Genomic DNA, 13,763 nt, shown 5'->3' on the forward strand with positions numbered 1-13,763 from the left:
ACCCTATATTAATCTGACTGATTCCACAGAAACGATCCTAATCTTCAGTAGACGGATCAACATGAATGTCACTGTCAGGATCGGTCATTACCCAGCGTGTGAAGGTTACGTGCAGCCCGGAACGGGTCGGCGAACAAATAAAAGGCCCTGCTTGACTTGCTGTATTGATCGGAAAAGGCGCCACTCGAAGTGTTCTCCAAGGATGCGTCTCAGTTCTCGCCCTAATGATGACCGCATCATTCATTCTCGAAGCGCGGATCGTGACATTCTCGCCAACCCACTCCGGTACAGGTGCGAGCGACCAATCCGAGTATCCTTGGGTGACAACAACAGCAAGCTGCGGGATTCCATCATTAATCTCGATCCCTGCTTTGATCCATTGCCCCGGAGCGTTCATCAGCATGATTCCTGCCTGATCATAAAGCTCCGTAAACGATTGCAGCTGAAACGTTACTTCCATGGCCGTATCCTTTTCCCACCGTGTGAGCAGAGAATGTCCGCTGTCGCGTTGAAACCCGTATAAGGTTTTCTCCCAATAATCACTGCCTTCTCTGGACTCTACCTTCAAATATTGTCCTTCCTTCGTCTCGGTGACTGATATCGGCACGGTTGTCCATTGACCCGAATCCCAAGATATTCGGCTACGTATCATTCCATCACGACTCCTTACCTCATCTAATGTTATTTCAGTATCTTCACAAGCGGGATTCCTGAATGAACTGCTCCGCGCTATGCAGTAAAAGAATGCAGAAGGAACGGTTATGTCCGATGAAAAACGAAGACACATCGTAGCGGCTGCGGGAAGGCTCATAGGTTATGAGCGCTCGATGTTTCATGTTCCTCATAAGAAGGTTCGTGAACGACTCCGCAGGACCGCGGTCGGAAAAATACGTAAGATAGGCATACAGCGAATGGTCCACAGGTTCATCGAGGGGACTCACGCCAGCGCAGGAGAACTCGGTGACCAGTCCTGCACGCTGCAGCCGGATCAATATCGGATGCAGCTGCTCGTCAACCGGCGTTTTGCCGAATAGCCGCGTACGCTTGGGCAGCTTGCGCACCTTGGGTCTGTTAATCCAATCGTTTAACTCCCGCCTTCTCCGACGCCACTGCTCGTCGGTATGTGTGCTCAGCAGCAGCTCGCTGCCAGCATCATGTCGTTCCTGATGCATACCATCCCTCCTCTCTTCAATTTTGCAGGAACCTGCTAATCTCAGTGTAGTCCCATTTCGTATGAAGTCAAATAAGCCGGACCTTGGGTCCGGCTCTTGGTGGTTCGTATGAACTAGCGTGTTTCCCGATGAAGTGTTACTCGCTTCAAGCGCGGACTATATTTGCGCAACTCCATCCGCTCCGGGTGATTTCGTTTATTTTTTGTCGTTGTATAGTTGCGGTCACCGGTTTCCGTGCATGCCAAAGTTACCGTCACTCTCATATTCAGCACCTCCTCATCTCACATTTTATTAATCGTAACGATTACGATTAGTTAAACCATACTTTAATCCTGTTCTTATGCTTTGTCAAGAAGCAGGTCTGATTGTGCTTAGTCTTCGGTACCGGCTCCCGCCGCCTTGGCGGCTCTGGATAAACTCCACAGCAGGACGGTGATTAACAGAAACGCGGTTAGAGCCATAACAGGAATTGTAATAAAACCCAGCCAGGTAAAGTAATTTACGTTGCAGGGAGTGGGGCCGCAAGCTGCTAAAACATGATTGCTAAACAACGAATAGAAGCGCTGATACGCGATGTGGTATACCGAGATGGCTCCTCCGATACAAGAGAGAGGAAGAACATACTTCATGATTCCCAAATCTTTCTTGTAATACGCAATGCCCAAGAGAATGGTTAGCGGGTACATAAAAATCCTCTGAAACCAACACAAGTCACATGGGATATATCCTTTGATTTCGCTAAAATAAAGGCTTCCCAGAGTTGCTGCAATCGAAATGATCCATGCAGCCCCGAGTCGGAAATCTGGCTGGAATTTATAAGTCGTCAATGGGTTCATTCTCCTTATTCATCTCATATTTATGCTGCTCTGTATCATCATAGTGCACATGCTGTCCCCGAAGAATGACCCTTACGGGCTATATTCGCTCGTTCTCTGGACGATAATACGAATGATCATCGGCACAAATGTTTATCATGCTTACCCCATCCAATTCACGGTCTGAAGGCACCATCCATGTTCAACAGATTGAAAGAGATTTGTCATCATAATGATAAAATTATGAAAACCCTTTATTTGTGCATAGTGATATGATCAAGATTACAGACAGGAACAACCTGAATATGTCATGAGAGGATGAGGAAAGTGTGGAAGCCGGATCGTAACAGCACACAACCTCTATATCAGCAAATTGCTGATGATCTGGAGCAAAGAATATCTTACGGTGAGTTTCCGCCAGGGAGTTTACTTCCATCCGAACGCAAACTCGCCGAGCAATTGGGAGTTAATCGAAGCACCGTGGTTCTGGCTTACTCGGAGCTTCGGGCGCTTGGTATCATAGAGAGCCGTTCCGGGAGCGGAACTCGGGTCAGCAGCTCCAAGTGGGGAGCTACACCCAAGCATACGCCGAACTGGCACCGTTACGCGGAGGGAGGAAACTTCCTGCCTAACCTGCCTTTTCTCCGTCGCATTCGGGAAGCATTGGCTTATGATCCCTCCCTGATTGATTTTGCGAGCGGAGAGCTTGCCGGCGATTTGGCGCCGAACGAAGAAATGAACACGATATTGAGTCAGAAACCGGATACTCCCTATCTGGGTTATGACAATCCGCAAGGATATGGTCCACTACGACAGGCATTGGTAACTTATCTCAAACAATATCGGGGGATTCATACCACTGAATCGTCCATATTAATCACGTCAGGCTCCCAGCAATCGCTGTACCTCATTACGCAGTGCTTGCTTTCGCCTGGTGACGCAGTGGCTATTGAAGACCCGTCATATTGCTATTCACTGCCTATGTTTCAATCTGCCGGTCTTCGATTGTTCAGACTGCCTGTTGATGAACGAGGGGTACAGCCAGAGGACATACGCTCCCTGTACAAGAAACACCGGATCAAGATGATTTTTATTAATCCGAATTTTCAGAATCCGACAGGCACCGTCTTGGCTGAAGAGAGAAGAGCCCAACTGCTTGATGTTGCAAGTGAGCTTGGGCTTCCTATCGTGGAGGATGACCCCTTCAGTTTGACGGCCTACCAGTGTTCGCCCCCTGCACCGCTGAAGTCCGTGGATTCAGTCGGGTCGGTGCTGTACATTGGATCTCTATCAAAAATCGCAGCGTCCGGCCTCCGCGTAGGCTGGATGGTTGCCCCGAATTCTGTCGTTGAACGGCTCGCGGACGCCAGACAGCAGATGGATTTCGGGCTGAGCGTGGTTCCCCAAAGCCTCGCTGGACAGTTTCTCAGCTCCTCCTATTTTGCGCCTCATCTGGACAAGCTGAGAGCTAGCTTACTGTACAAGCGTGACTTACTGATGGAGTCCCTTCGGAAAGAGCTGAACGGTCTCGTTCAGTTCCATGTGCCTGAGGGCGGTTTGCATCTCTGGTGCAAAATCATGCCGGAAGTGAATGATAGCAAGCTGCTGGAAGCTTCCATTCAAAAGGGCGTTATTTTTGCGCCGGGAAGCGTATACGGTTCAGCATCCGGTTACGTTAGATTCACTTATGCCCGTGCCAGGGCTGAGGATATCCCGTCCGGCATCTCGAGGTTTGCTCAAGCTCTGCACGCCACGATTCAATAGGGCAGATGTTAACGGATCTTCTCCTCCCTGGAATAAAGAACAAGGTTAGCTTACCAGAAGCTAACCTTGTTCTCGTGTCCTAACACACTTGTTCCTATTGAATCCTGCTCATCAATTCCTTGACGAACGCAAGACTCGGCAGCTCGCCGGTGACTCGATCAACCATTTTACCCTGGTCATCAATCAAGACGGTTACCGGAAGACCACTGATGCCGTATTGGCCTTTGATTGTATTGTGCTGATCCAGCACAATCGGCATCTCCAAATGATGCTTCGAAGCGAATGCCTCCGCTTTCTCTCGGCTTTCTCCTATATTGACAGCGATAATCTGAGTGCCGGATTCCTGCGCGTACGCTTCGTTCAGGATCGGCATTTCATTAACGCAGGGACCGCACCAAGACGCCCAGAAATTTAACAGCACGGGCTGCCCTCTGTAATCGGAGAGCCTGACGGGCTCGTCCTGAAGATTCACCGCCTCAAAGTCGGGAGCCGTTTGGCCAATCTCAGCGGTTTCCTGATCCCCCAGCAGGGCATGTACGAGAGCGTATATTCCGGCTGCCGTTACAAGCGCAAGAATCAGCCATCGGATCCATGATGAATGAGCTAATCGGTTCATTTCATTCCACCTCGCTTAGACCGCCCCTACTTCAGCAGCGATTTGACGTCCTTCAGGATTTTGTCATAAGGCGGGTCCATGTTGCCATCATATTTCGCGACAACCGTGCCCGATTGGTCTATCAGGTAGAAGGACGTGCCATGAATGACCTGATCTGCTGCTGTATCCATGGCAATAGGTGCTTTGAAGGATTGCAGCACAAACGATTTAATATCGTCAAACGTATATCCCGTGAGCGCATGCCAGTTCGTGAAGTTTGCATCAAATTTGCCCAGGTAACTCTTGAGTGCCGCAGGTTCATCCCGTTCCGGGTCTACCGAAAAGGATACCAGCGTGGCTTCGAGCCCCGCATCACTCAACCGCTGCTGCAGCTCTGCCATATTGGCAGTCATGGTTGGACACACCGTAATGCAGCGTGTGAATACAAAGTCCGCGATCCACACCTTTCCTTTCAGATCAGCTAAAGAGACCTCCTCTTCATCCTGATTGATGTATTCAAATGGCTGGACCGGAATGCTCAGCTGACTCGGCTTGGAATTGCCGCATGCGGCTGCCACCAGCGTCACCAGCATGAGCACGCCTATGAGCATGATCTTTTTCATGTATCCCCCTCCTGCTCCTCGTTCATGTTCGCAAGCCACGCCGCTATGGATTGGATCTCGCTCTCCTCTAGAATCTTCCTGTAGGAAGGCATGCCTCTATAGCCATCCGTTACAATGTCGCGTATTTCATCCTCCGAGAGCCTCGTTCCGACATCCTTAAGACTAGGACCTACCCTTCCGCCCAAATCGATAGCATGGCATGAGAGGCACTGACTCTTGTAGAGGGCAACCGCCTTTTCATCCTCCGGTGTAACAATACTGGCGCGAAGCGCAGAGTCGTCCTCGGTTCTTTCACTGCAAGCAGACAACACCAGCATCGCCAGCATAATAAGCATCAACCTGTATTTTCGGGTCATTGTATCCGCCACCCCTTCTTACCCGATCACTGCTACCTCAGTTCACTTCTCCACATGATCTCCTACAGCAATCTCTTTTTTTGGCATCACATGCATGCCTCTTGCGGTCACATGCGCAGTCACTTCATAGGTCCCTTCGACCTCAAAAGCCTTCTCTATTCGGTACCTTCCGTCTTCTTCATGTTTAGCTTCTATCCGTTGGAACTCATCCTGATCGGCCAGTCGGAACTCGAATTCCACCTCTTGGGCATCTTCAACAAGCGACTCGCCTTGTGTCACTCGCGCTTCAAAAGGGACGGTCTCCGAGGTCTTTACCGGACCCGTCGGCAGAATCAGATCGACCCGGATCAATTCTTCAACCTCTGCATCGGACGCAGGAGCCGAAGAACACGATACTAATAGCAGCACGCACAATATAAGAACAATCAAATCCGATTTCTTCATCATTTCACCCCATTATGCATGCCTATCATTAAAGCGCAGGCGTATCCAGAATCATAACAATGAACACGATCATCAAATAATTTACGGAAATCATGAAATTGGTTTTAGCCCAGCGTTCATCCTCCGAAACGGTTATTCCATGCAGCGTATGCAAGAGCCATATCACACCACCAATCACAGACACCGTCAGAAATACGGGACCGGAAAAGCCGTAAACGTACAGCAAAATGACGGTTGGGAGCAGCAGCGTTACATAGGGAATCATCTGCACTTTGGTACGCCTAACTCCCTTACGGACAGGCAGCAATGGAAACCCTGCCGCTCTGTACTCCTCCACCCGCCGGATGGCCAGCGACCAGAAATGCGCGGGCTGCCACAAGAACAGCAAGCAGAATAACAGAACAGCTCCGGTATCCACGGTTCCCGTGCCGGCACAGTATCCGATAACCGGCGGAACCGCTCCCGATACCCCGCCTACAGCGGTGCTCCAGGTTGAATTTCGTTTCAGCCACATCGTATAGATGACAATGTAAAAGAACATCCCCAGCAATCCAAGCCACCCGGCAACCTTGTTCACGTTCAGGAACAAAATGATTTCTCCTGAGATACCAAGAGCCACAGCACACCAAACAGCATGGGTTAACTTTATTCGTCCCGTCGCTAGCGGCCTATTGCAGGTTCGGGCCATTTTGCGATCCAGCTTGTAATCCCAAACGTTATTAAAGATGCAAGAAGATGCCATCGTAAGTGTTGTTCCAAGCAGCATCCAGCACAACAGGCCAAAGTCCACCACCCATTTGGAGGCTAGCCAGTAGCCTCCAAATGCAGCAACCAGATTAAGCTGAATAATGCGCGGCTTTATAAGCTGCATCCAATCCCCCAGTAAGGTGGCATTCTTCATACAGCTACCATGTTATACAGCATGATCCACATGGACCCCGCTACGATAACCAGCAGGATAACCAGACCCAGCACCAGCGATATCAGATTGTAGCGCGGCTTGTTCTCCTCACGCAAATGCATGAAGAATAAGAGCTGAACCATAAGCTGCAGCACCGCGGCAGTCATCAGCACGACCGAGTTCCAGGTTCCTTCCAGCCAATCATTCATCACAACGGTGATGGGAATCAGGGTCAGAATGATTGAGCAGAAGAAGCCGATGGTATACGATTTGAAAGAACCGTGACCCTCCGGGGTTTGATGCGAATTCGATGGAACCATATTAACTCACCCCCATTAAGTACACGACCGTAAATACAAAGATCCACACCACATCAAGGAAATGCCAGAACAGACTAATCACATTCACCTTCCGTTTGGTTACCGGGGTGATTCCCCGCTTGGCCAGCTGAATGATCAGGGCGATCATCCAGACCAGTCCAAACAGTACGTGCAGTCCATGCGTACCCACCAGGGTGAAAAAGGCGGATAAAAATGCGCTGGTTCCTATCGTCGCGCCTTCGTGTACCAGATGATTGAATTCGGCAATTTCCATCCCGATAAATATGGCGCCCAGTCCAGCTGTAACCGCCAGCCAGGATATGAGACCCTTAACGTTGTGCTTGTGCATGGACAGCAGCGCAAGACCGCAGGTATAACTGCTGGCAAGCAAGATAAACGTGCTTGTTATAATTCCGCCCATTTGAAACAGGTCTGCAGGTCCCGGACCGCCGTCCGTATTTTGCTGCAGCACGATATAGGTGGCAAAAAGCGTTCCGAATATAATGACATCGGTCATCAGATAAATCCAGAAACCGAACGTTCGCACTTCCTCCATATCCGGATGACCATGATGTTCATCATGCGCGTGAGCTTGCAATATTTGTTCTGATGTTTGGGACTCAGCCATTAGATACTCACCTTCCTTATGGCAGCTTCTGTTCGCTCGATTTCATCAACCGGAATATAATAATCCGTATCATAGTTAAAGGAATGGTACAGCAAACAGCCAACAACGCCTGCCAATCCGGTATATATGAATCCGGTCCAATCGAATATGAAACCAAAGCCTGCTATAAACCAGAAAGCCGACATGACAATCGGGACTCCGGAATTTTTAGGCATATGAATCGGCTCCAGCTTCTGCTTAATGGCTTGATGCGCCCCTACGGATTGTTTCTGCTCCCACCATTCATCTTGACGGGATGCATTCGGCAGAACGGCAAAGTTATAGACCGGTGCCGGCGACGGAATGGACCATTCCAGCGTGCGGCCGTTCCACGGATCGCCCGTGGTGTCCCGGTTCTTGGCCTGGTGCTTGAATCCATCCACGATCTGCCAAACCTGAAACAGAAAAGCAATGGCCATCAGCACGGCACCGATCGTGGACACCAGGTTCAGCTCCCACCAGCCTTTGTCCCAGCTGTAAGTAACCACCCGGCGGGTCATTCCCATCAGGCCGAGCACATACTGCGGCATAAAGCAGCAATAGAACCCGATGTTCCAGAACCAGAACGCCCATTTTCCGATGCGTTCGTTCAGTGTGAAACCGAACATTTTCGGCCACCAATAATACAATCCGGCAAAGTACCCGAATACGACGCCCCCGATGATCACCTGATGGAAATGTGCCACCAGGAAGTAACTGTTATGGAACTGAAAATCCGCCGGAGCTACGGATAACAGAACGCCGGTCAAACCGCCGACAATAAAACATGGAATGAATCCAATCGTCCATAACATTGGCGTTTCGAATGTGATTCTCCCCCGGAACATGGTAAACAGCCAGTTGAACACCTTCACGCCGGTAGGGATTGCAATCAGCATGGTTGTCAAGGCAAAGAACGCATTGACGTCCGCGCCCGATCCCATCGTAAAGAAGTGGTGGGCCCATACAAGGAAGGACAGGACGCTGATGATCATCATGGCCCATACCATGGACTTGTAGCCAAACAGCTTTTTCTTCGAGAACGTGGATACGATCTCTGAGAATATCCCGAATGCCGGCAGAACGATGATATACACCTCAGGGTGTCCCCACATCCAGATCAGGTTGATATACATCATCGGGTTCCCGCCGCCGTCAAGCGTGAAAAAATGAGCCCCGGCATAACGATCCAGAAACAGCAGCGCAAGCGTCGCGGTCAGAATCGGAAACGAGAAGATAATCGCGATGCAGCTGGATAGCACCGACCAGGAAAACATCGGCATTTTCATAAGTTTCATGCCCGGTGCCCGCATTTTCAGAATCGTCACCAGGAAGTTGATCCCGGTCATCAAGCTGCCGAGCCCCGAGATTTGGATTCCCCATACATAGAAGTCCTGCCCCACGCCCGGATTGTACATGGTACCCGAATACGGCGGATACGCAAGCCAGCCGGCATCCGGCGAGCCTCCGATGACAAACGACAGGTTAAACAGCATCGCCCCTGAGAAGAACAGCCAGAAGCTGAGCGAATTCAGGAACGGGTAGGCTACGTCTCTCGCGCCGAGCTGCAGCGGCACCATGATGTTGAACAAACCGAACATGAACGGCATGGCCATGAACAGAATCATGATAACTCCATGCGTAGTGAAAATCTGGTTATAATGATCCGGCGGCAAAAAATTAAGCTCCGGCATGGCCAGCTGCGCCCTCATTAAAAGCGCATCCACTCCGCCCCGAAACAGCATCAGGAAGGCAGCCAATATGTACATAATGCCGATCTTTTTGTGGTCAACGGTTGTCAGCCATTCCCGCCATAACCACTTCCACTTCTTGAAGTACGTCAAGCCGCTTACAGTGGCGATCAAGGTTAGCACGATGGTGACATCCGCCCCATAGATTAACGGATCGCCCGTTACAAAAAACTCGGAAGCAAACTCTTTTATTTTTTCCCACATTAGAAGCTCTCTCCTTACCTAGTCACCTGGTCCTCGAATTCGAAGTTTTGCGTGTTTTTCCATGACAAGCCATGGTTGTGAGAAGCGGCATATTTGGTCACCGTCATCTCGAACAGACCTTCCGGAAATGCGGAATACGATTGAACCTCAGATGTGGACGGCTCTCTCAGCTGTTTATAGCCTTCCAAAGTCAGCTTGGGCGAATCGGTCTTGACCTCCTCCACCCATGCGTCAAACTCCTCCTTGGACGTGGCCTCCACATCAAAATACATCTTGGCAAAATCCGTGCCTGTAAAGTTAGCTCCGGAGCCCCAATACTCCCCTACCTCATCGGCCTGCAAATACAGCGTCATCGCCATGCCCGACATGGCGTACATCTGACCGCCCAACTGCGGTATCCAGAACGAATTCATCGGCGAATCCGCCGTAATTTCGAAGCGGATGGGCACATCCTCCGGAATCTTCAACTCATTCACCGACGCTATGCCCTGCTCGGGATACTGAAACAGCCATTTCCAGTTCAGGGACGTTACCTGCACCGTAAGCGGTTTCTCGCTGGAGGCGATCGGTTTCGACGGCTCCAGGTCATACGTTGCTTTTACCGTGATAATGGCCAGCATCAATATGATGAGCACGGGAATTCCCCACCAGATCAGCTCCAGCTTCGTGCTATGCTCCCATTCCGGCGTATACGCTGCTTTTCTTCCTTTTTTATCCCGATACCGCCAGATGATGACGGCAGTCAGAATCAATACCGGAACGATGACGATGCAGCACAGCAGGGTCGAAATAATCATCAAATCGCGCTGCTGCTCCGCAATGGGCCCTTTCGGGTTCAGAACAATGATGTTCTCGCTGCATCCGGTCATCGCCAGCAGCATGATGGACAGTAAAAAAGCCAATCCCATCCATCGAAGTGCTCTCGGTCGTTTCATTACATTCAGCTCCAATCTCTGCTCACTTGTCGTGACTTACTTTAGTGGAGAAGACATTCGGTGTCACCAGCCGTTCGTTCACTAAAAATACAGGCCAAGTTCAATTTTCTGTAACAAATTTCATATACAAGTCCGAATTTCAATCTCATCAACTCATCGTCTCTTCCACGTACGGATCGCAAAAACAGAAAGCAAACTAAAAAGCAAGGTGGCGAGCACGTTGTGAATCAGGCTTGCAAAAATATAGACATGGCTGTTGTTCATCGCAAGTGTCAGCCACGCCCCGCTCAGAATCTGCGCGAGCACCACGAGATTGAGACCAACTGCCAGCGCTGTCAGGCCTGTTGAGCGCTCCCTGATCTCGTATCTTCTTACGGCTAGAAACAGAATGATCAACAAAAGCAGTAGAATCGCAGCAGCAACACGATGAAGAAAGACGATGCCCGAGGCGCCTCCCAGATAGGGGATAACTTGGCCATTGCACAGTGGCCAGCCTATACAACCGGCCTCCGACTCGGTATGCCGGATATAGGCGCCAAGATACACCACACCGCAGCAATACAGCCAGATCCCCCAGCCCAGATAACGAATAGATCGCGGAACCCTGGCATTGGAACGGTAATCGTATGGGTTTGTGCCATACATCCATACCACCAGCAGCATGCTGCTGGCCACCGCAAATAAAGAGATTCCGAAATGAAGAGCCATGACCGCTGGCTGCTGTGGCCACATGACGGCCGCGGCCCCCATCAGTGCCTGGATCACGGTGAAGAATAAGGTGCCGCCGGCATAATAGCGTGCTTCCTTATGGCCCCCGTAATATTTCCGGATCACGATATACGTGACAAGAACGAGGATGCCGACCACCCCGGTTATCATCCGGTGCGAATATTCAATCATGGATTCGAGTGTATATGCCGGGATGAATTTCCCGTTGCACAGCGGCCAATCATCGCCGCAGCCGCGACCGGAACCGGTCTTGGTTACAAGCGCCCCTGCCAGCAAAACGAAGAACATGCCGATAAAAGATGACCATGCCAGCATGCGGTGCCGTGATGTTATTGCGTACAATATAATCCACCTCTTGTGTCTGAATTTAAGCTGGAGCAAGATCCGTTTTATGACCTGTCCCATTGCACAGAATAAAGAGTTGTCGGCCATTCGTGACCATCCATTATGGGCATTTTTCTGCCATCCGCTTCACGTAGTTGACAAAAAAAAGAACGCCCTGGGGCGCTCTAGGTCTGAATCGTTGTTACGTTATCCATCATTCGTTCTTTGATACAGTGCCAGCAACAAAATCATTCCGATAATGCAGGCCGTTCCCGCCCATTGAAAAACGCCAAAAGGCTCTTTCAACCAAAAAACGGTGGTTAGCACAGCCGCCAAGGGCTCGAGCGTTCCAAGCAAACTTGTTTCTTTGGGCGAAAGGCTCTGCAGACTTTCGATGTAGAACCAAAATGCAATCATCGTGCCAAAAACGATCACGAAGACTAGATATAAATAGGCCTCTGATTGCAAGCCGACCAGATTTATTTTCCATGGCGGATGAAACCAAGCAAGAGCACTTCCTCCAATCAACATAGCCCATCCAACAATAACAAGGGAATCGTATTGTTCAAGTAGAGGAACTGCATATATCGTGTAAAAGGCCAGCGCAATTCCGGATAGAACCCCCCACACGATCGCAGGTGTCGGCACGGAAAGCTGCGTGACGGAGCCATTGGACAACAACAAGAAACAACCTAATAAAGCTAGCAAAGCCGTAATCATATCTTGCCTGCTCAGCAGCTTCCGTTCCTTTATAGCAAGGTATACGATGATCATGACAGGTGCTAAATACTGCAATAGCGTCGCAACCGCAGAATTCCCATACTTTATCGATGCTAGATAGGTATACTGAACCGTTAGCATGCCAAGTAATCCGAAAACCATCAATTGCATCGCTGTTTTGCCATTCTTCCAAATCTTCCATATCTGGGATCGGTCCTTGACGAAAAACTGTATGCTCAACAGCAAAATCCCGGCTAAGCATAGACGCGTTGTCACCAGCCAATTTAGATCTATAGCGTACTGCTGCATGAGCTTTTGCGCTACGGTTCCTCCCATTCCCCAACATAATGCGCCGATGATGACAAGACCTAATCCGGTTCTCCGTGCAGGTGTTCCCATGTTGATGTCCCCATTCAAAATATCATAATATTGATATTGTAAAGGCTGATCAACAGATGGGATATAAAAATAGGATCTAAAAATATAAGTATATTGAGGTGTCTTCTTGCAGCACAAAGAGATCAAAATCGATGCGGGCAGCTTAAGAGAGCTTACGGACCATCGTACCGTTGTACTTCCTCTTGCCTGCTATGAAACGGTCATTAAGCAAAACATACACGGTCACATACCTCTTCATTGGCATACCGAGTTACAGTTTGTTTATGTTGTTCAAGGAACAGCGGTCTTTCGGATCAACGAAGTCCAGCAGGTGGTCAAACAAGGCGAAGGCATATTTATCAACAGCGGGAGCTTGCATATGGCCGAGGATGAGCATCATTCAGGCTCTGTTTACATTTGTTTGAATGTGTCGCCTTCGTTTGTCCTGCCCCAAGAATTATATACGACCTATGTATATCCATATATCCATGCAACCAATCTGCCTTTTCTGTTCCTTGCCCCCTCCGAACCATGGGCTCTCCGTATTTTAAGTTCGATTGAGGCGATCAACACATGTATCAAGTTACAATCGCCGTATTATGAAATCCATATCGTTGAACATCTGGCTTCCATATGGAGAAACTTCATGCAGAATGGAATGGTACTGGAGTACAATCAGGCCGAAACAAGAAAGAATCAGCGCATGAAGGAAATGCTGAACTGGCTCCATATGCATTATGCGGAGAAAATCAAATTGGAGGATATCGCAAAAGCGGGGAACTTGAGCCGCTCCGAAACGTGCCGTTATTTCAAGCAAATCCTCAACACATCGCCAATGCAGTATGTGATCGATTATCGGATCAAACAAAGTCTCGTGCTGCTTCACGATCCTGAATCGAGCGTGACAGATGTCGGTTATCGGGTCGGTTTTAACAGCACAAGCTATTTTATAGACAAGTTTCGAGATGCCATGAACATGACGCCCTTAACGTACAAGAACCAAGTGCCTCGACAGAAGGATATCAGCCCGTAAATATAGGGCATGCTGACTTGGTCAGTACTTCCCATCTGAATTTGCTTCCTTAT

The 13,763-nt window shown here is 49.5% G+C and carries 17 protein-coding genes; 2 read left to right on the plus strand and 15 right to left on the minus strand.

Annotation, left to right across the window (positions count from 1 at the left end; translation table 11 throughout):
- Window positions 1-37: 37 nt before the first annotated feature.
- The 4 genes from B9D94_RS19080 to B9D94_RS19095 all read right to left on the minus strand — a co-directional run bounded on the left by B9D94_RS19080 (window position 38) and on the right by B9D94_RS19095 (window position 1,999).
- Window positions 38-652 (minus strand): DUF1349 domain-containing protein, encoded by a 615-nt coding sequence (locus B9D94_RS19080; RefSeq protein WP_076152048.1) that lies wholly within the window; start codon window positions 650-652, stop codon window positions 38-40.
- 43 nt (window positions 653-695) lie between these two features.
- Window positions 696-1,172: a hypothetical protein gene (locus tag B9D94_RS19085; protein WP_148247714.1), complete on the minus strand. Its 477-nt coding sequence runs from the start codon at window positions 1,170-1,172 to the stop codon at window positions 696-698.
- A 113-nt stretch (window positions 1,173-1,285) separates the two neighbouring features.
- The gene (gene rpmG / locus B9D94_RS19090; protein ID WP_006209254.1) at window positions 1,286-1,435 is read right to left on the minus strand and encodes a 50S ribosomal protein L33; all 150 of its coding nucleotides are present in this window, start codon (window positions 1,433-1,435) and stop codon (window positions 1,286-1,288) included.
- Between the two features lie 108 nt (window positions 1,436-1,543).
- Entirely contained in the window at window positions 1,544-1,999 is a 456-nt protein-coding gene (locus B9D94_RS19095) for a disulfide oxidoreductase (protein WP_148247715.1), read from the minus strand.
- Window positions 2,000-2,314: 315 nt separating this feature from the next.
- On the opposite strand from B9D94_RS19095, the gene B9D94_RS19100 reads away from it, so the two are divergent.
- Window positions 2,315-3,751: a MocR-like pyridoxine biosynthesis transcription factor PdxR gene (locus tag B9D94_RS19100; RefSeq protein ID WP_082834322.1), complete on the plus strand. Its 1,437-nt coding sequence runs from the start codon at window positions 2,315-2,317 to the stop codon at window positions 3,749-3,751.
- Between the two features lie 94 nt (window positions 3,752-3,845).
- On the opposite strand, the gene B9D94_RS19105 is transcribed toward B9D94_RS19100, so the two are convergent.
- From B9D94_RS19105 to B9D94_RS19155, 11 genes are all read right to left on the minus strand, one after another.
- Window positions 3,846-4,367 carry a redoxin domain-containing protein gene (locus tag B9D94_RS19105; protein WP_006209252.1) on the minus strand — a complete coding sequence of 174 codons (522 nt, stop codon included), beginning with the start codon at window positions 4,365-4,367 and terminating at the stop codon, window positions 3,846-3,848.
- 26 nt (window positions 4,368-4,393) lie between these two features.
- On the minus strand, window positions 4,394-4,969 hold the full coding sequence (locus tag B9D94_RS19110; RefSeq protein WP_036636616.1) for an SCO family protein: 576 nt from the start codon (window positions 4,967-4,969) through the stop codon (window positions 4,394-4,396).
- The gene (locus B9D94_RS19115; protein ID WP_006209250.1) at window positions 4,966-5,325 is read right to left on the minus strand and encodes a c-type cytochrome; all 360 of its coding nucleotides are present in this window, start codon (window positions 5,323-5,325) and stop codon (window positions 4,966-4,968) included. Before B9D94_RS19115 ends, B9D94_RS19110 begins: the two co-directional genes overlap by 4 nt.
- Window positions 5,326-5,367: 42 nt before the next feature.
- The gene (locus tag B9D94_RS19120; RefSeq protein WP_148247716.1) at window positions 5,368-5,772 is read right to left on the minus strand and encodes a FixH family protein; all 405 of its coding nucleotides are present in this window, start codon (window positions 5,770-5,772) and stop codon (window positions 5,368-5,370) included.
- 25 nt (window positions 5,773-5,797) lie between these two features.
- A complete protein-coding gene (cyoE, locus tag B9D94_RS19125; protein ID WP_253806003.1) occupies window positions 5,798-6,640 on the minus strand; it encodes a heme o synthase in 843 nt (280 codons plus the stop codon).
- 26 nt (window positions 6,641-6,666) lie between these two features.
- On the minus strand, window positions 6,667-6,990 hold the full coding sequence (cyoD, locus tag B9D94_RS19130) for a cytochrome o ubiquinol oxidase subunit IV (protein ID WP_006209247.1): 324 nt from the start codon (window positions 6,988-6,990) through the stop codon (window positions 6,667-6,669).
- 1 nt (window position 6,991) lies between these two features.
- Complete coding sequence (gene cyoC, locus B9D94_RS19135; protein WP_006209246.1) at window positions 6,992-7,618, minus strand: cytochrome o ubiquinol oxidase subunit III; 627 nt, start codon at window positions 7,616-7,618, stop codon at window positions 6,992-6,994.
- The gene (locus tag B9D94_RS19140) at window positions 7,618-9,591 is read right to left on the minus strand and encodes a cbb3-type cytochrome c oxidase subunit I (protein ID WP_148247718.1); all 1,974 of its coding nucleotides are present in this window, start codon (window positions 9,589-9,591) and stop codon (window positions 7,618-7,620) included. The genes cyoC and B9D94_RS19140 overlap by 1 nt, the downstream gene beginning before the upstream one ends.
- Window positions 9,592-9,605: 14 nt before the next feature.
- Window positions 9,606-10,526, minus strand: coding sequence for a ubiquinol oxidase subunit II (gene cyoA, locus B9D94_RS19145; RefSeq protein WP_148247719.1), 921 nt, complete (start codon window positions 10,524-10,526; stop codon window positions 9,606-9,608).
- Window positions 10,527-10,679: 153 nt separating this feature from the next.
- The gene (locus B9D94_RS19150; protein ID WP_148247720.1) at window positions 10,680-11,597 is read right to left on the minus strand and encodes a COX15/CtaA family protein; all 918 of its coding nucleotides are present in this window, start codon (window positions 11,595-11,597) and stop codon (window positions 10,680-10,682) included.
- Between the two features lie 189 nt (window positions 11,598-11,786).
- Entirely contained in the window at window positions 11,787-12,698 is a 912-nt protein-coding gene (locus B9D94_RS19155) for a DMT family transporter (RefSeq protein ID WP_148248820.1), read from the minus strand.
- 106 nt (window positions 12,699-12,804) lie between these two features.
- On the opposite strand from B9D94_RS19155, the gene B9D94_RS19160 reads away from it, so the two are divergent.
- Window positions 12,805-13,710, plus strand: a complete 906-nt coding sequence (locus B9D94_RS19160) for an AraC family transcriptional regulator (protein WP_076152057.1) — start codon at window positions 12,805-12,807, stop codon at window positions 13,708-13,710.
- The last annotated feature ends 53 nt before the right edge of the window (window positions 13,711-13,763 follow it).

Origin of the sequence: Paenibacillus sp. Cedars (assembly GCF_003184205.1) — a bacterium.
GTDB classification, from domain to species: Bacteria; Bacillota; Bacilli; order Paenibacillales; family Paenibacillaceae; genus Paenibacillus_AQ; species Paenibacillus_AQ glucanolyticus.

Coding starts and splice junctions, on each gene's coding strand:
- B9D94_RS19155 (WP_148248820.1), bottom strand. CDS start 12,698: ATGGGAACACCTGCACGGAGAACCGGATTAGGTCTTGTCATCATCGGC.
- B9D94_RS19140 (WP_148247718.1), bottom strand. CDS start 9,591: ATGTGGGAAAAAATAAAAGAGTTTGCTTCCGAGTTTTTTGTAACGGGC.
- B9D94_RS19085 (WP_148247714.1), bottom strand. CDS start 1,172: ATGCATCAGGAACGACATGATGCTGGCAGCGAGCTGCTGCTGAGCACA.
- cyoC (WP_006209246.1), bottom strand. CDS start 7,618: ATGGCTGAGTCCCAAACATCAGAACAAATATTGCAAGCTCACGCGCAT.
- B9D94_RS19105 (WP_006209252.1), bottom strand. CDS start 4,367: ATGAACCGATTAGCTCATTCATCATGGATCCGATGGCTGATTCTTGCG.
- B9D94_RS19120 (WP_148247716.1), bottom strand. CDS start 5,772: ATGATGAAGAAATCGGATTTGATTGTTCTTATATTGTGCGTGCTGCTA.
- cyoD (WP_006209247.1), bottom strand. CDS start 6,990: ATGGTTCCATCGAATTCGCATCAAACCCCGGAGGGTCACGGTTCTTTC.
- B9D94_RS19110 (WP_036636616.1), bottom strand. CDS start 4,969: ATGAAAAAGATCATGCTCATAGGCGTGCTCATGCTGGTGACGCTGGTG.
- B9D94_RS19080 (WP_076152048.1), bottom strand. CDS start 652: ATGATACGTAGCCGAATATCTTGGGATTCGGGTCAATGGACAACCGTG.
- cyoA (WP_148247719.1), bottom strand. CDS start 10,526: ATGAAACGACCGAGAGCACTTCGATGGATGGGATTGGCTTTTTTACTG.
- rpmG (WP_006209254.1), bottom strand. CDS start 1,435: ATGAGAGTGACGGTAACTTTGGCATGCACGGAAACCGGTGACCGCAAC.
- cyoE (WP_253806003.1), bottom strand. CDS start 6,640: ATGCAGCTTATAAAGCCGCGCATTATTCAGCTTAATCTGGTTGCTGCA.
- B9D94_RS19115 (WP_006209250.1), bottom strand. CDS start 5,325: ATGACCCGAAAATACAGGTTGATGCTTATTATGCTGGCGATGCTGGTG.